General features: G+C 55.5%; 2 protein-coding genes. Both read right to left on the reverse strand.

The window, feature by feature from the left end; translation table 11 throughout:
• Positions 1-536 precede the first annotated feature (536 nt).
• Positions 537-785, reverse strand: a complete 249-nt coding sequence (locus ACP7IZ_RS13690; protein ID WP_426849715.1) for a hypothetical protein — start codon at positions 783-785, stop codon at positions 537-539.
• Between the two features lie 14 nt (positions 786-799).
• Positions 800-1,837 (reverse strand): protein rep, encoded by a 1,038-nt coding sequence (locus ACP7IZ_RS13695; RefSeq protein WP_426849716.1) that lies wholly within the window; start codon positions 1,835-1,837, stop codon positions 800-802.
• Between the last annotated feature and the right edge of the window lie 390 nt (positions 1,838-2,227).

Raw genomic sequence — 2,227 nt, forward strand, 5'->3', positions numbered from 1 at the left:
ATATGTCACGCATCAGGGGGAATGTGCGGGCAATCACCACCCCCCACCAGACGCCTACCGGCGGCCTACGGCGCTCCCGCTCTGCGCTCGCTCTGGTGCTGCACCGGCTTTTTGCTGTGACCGTCTGCTTGCTCAAGGGGCAGGAACAGACTGGAAGGGTCAGAGGCCAAACGTGACACGTCACGAAATATGAAAGGGGTAGTAACTGCCCCGCCCGTTGAGCCGCAGGCGAATAAGGCAGGACGTGTGGAGGGGGCCCCCTTCACCTGTCCTGCCCGACTTTTACAAGATATTTTGACGCCAAAGATGGTTACATGCTCGTGCAAATCTCGGGCAAAACTCGGTCACATCAAAATGCAAAACTCTGCATAAACTCGGTTATTTTTTGGCGTAAAAAAATGAGCCGCAATGCAGCAGACATCACGCACCAAGGCTCAAATCTAACGAAGTAAAGGGCGCACTTAGGCAAACTCTGTTTGCGTGCGTCTCACCCGTCCTCAATGTCGATCTGTCTGGGGTCTCTTCATGCCGCTGGCTCAGTGTTTTTTCTTTGCCTGCTCATCATGATGACCGTCAGCTAAAACACTTTCCCATGATCGACTGACCGAACCAGTATCAGTCAAAAACCACACACATTTTGGCGTAAGATCGAACTTCGGTAGCGGCGCAACTTCGAAGAAACTTGGTATTTCAGCACTCCTACAAAACTCCTCAGCCAATGACTTATCATCGAAAAAAATCGGCTCAGGATCTTCGTCCATCACCATAAAACGTCGATTTGTCATGTGCTCTCCATTCGCTAAAAATCTTCAATGTCGATCTGTCTGGGGTCATGAATGAGGGCTGACGGTTCCGCATCAGCCTGACGGTAACGGCGATATTTCCGGTCAGCCGGGCGCCAGTTAAACCCGACACGCCCCCCATCGTCCTGTTCCCCGTCTCTATCGGTCAGAGCAAGTTCCTCATCGCTCTCCTGCCCTTCCTTGAGCACTCCCTTGAGAACCCCGCCGGTCGCTACAAACCGGAGCTTATGGACTTGCCTGGTCAACTCCATGAACCATTCCGGGTCGGTGGTCATGTCGGCAGGCTTCACCGCATATTTCAAGGTTTCCGCCGCCGCCTGCTGAATGGCCTGTGTGCCATCCTCTCCTTTGCGTGGATGCACCGCCCGCACGTCCACACTGGGGGCATAGTTCAACCGAGCGCAGGACTGCCACACTTCCACCCAGCGGGCCTGTTTGACGTAATGACGGGTAAACCAAGAGGGAGGCACCATAAGCAGCGCATGAAAGTGCGGATGCGCTGAACCGTCCTTGCCCCGCGTCACCTCAGTTGTCCGTATCCAACCTTTCACAGGTTTGAACTCTGGTCGCTTCACCATACGGCGCCAGCTATCGTTCATAGCCTTCAGAGTGGCCCGTAGATCGTCTACAGGGCAATTCCGCACCGTGAGGGTCAGAAAGAGCCAGCGTGCCCCTCTATGGGCTTCTATGAGGCCGGGAAGGGCTTGATAAAAACGAGCCTGCCACATAAGCGAACGCCTCGACTGACATACCGGGCAATGACGCACCCGGCAAAACTGCGCTTCCTTGAGTTTTAACCGGACTTCACCGGTCTCCGGGTCATGGGTTTCACTGAACCTCAGAACCCCCGAACACTTCCCAATCCGCTCCGCCAGTCTCTCAAACTCTCTCGCCTCGCCGTAAATCGCCTGCACGTCCTGCGCCTGCGCCCGGTGAACGTCCCACGATTTATCCCGTGGAGAAATGTCGGCAAGAGATGCGTCTTGGTGTCGTTTACGACGTGTGTTATGTATCCCGCAGGTGCAGCAATGCACGGAAAAACCCCTGTTGTTTTGGTTGTCTAAGCAGCTCCCAAGATACAGGGGTTTTCTTCTACGGGTCAAATCTCCAAAAAACCGCAGTAGCTCTAGGGCTAGACCCTCAAACTACGACCGCCATTTATCCCTTAAGTATAAATACAAGGTGCGGAAACCGCAGTAGCGCCACCCCGCGCACGTCCTCGCACGGCTCCGGGGCTCGCGGTGCGGCGCTACTGCTCCCCCTCTCCATGCCCATTCTTACGGTCTCAATTTCGGGACAGGTTTTGCGTGGTTATATGTCACGCATCAGGGGGAATGTGCGGGCAATCACCACCCCCCACCAGACGCCTACCGGCGGCCTACGGCGCTCCCGCTCTGCGCTCGCTCTGGTGCTGCACCGGCTTT

This window comes from Acetobacter sp. AAB5, assembly GCF_050106715.1.
In the GTDB taxonomy this organism is placed as follows: Bacteria; Pseudomonadota; Alphaproteobacteria; order Acetobacterales; family Acetobacteraceae; genus Acetobacter; species Acetobacter oryzifermentans.

Bases quoted from the DNA above. Each gene is read 5' to 3' on its own strand.
- ACP7IZ_RS13690 (WP_426849715.1), bottom strand. From the start codon at position 785: ATGACAAATCGACGTTTTATGGTGATGGACGAAGATCCTGAGCCGATT.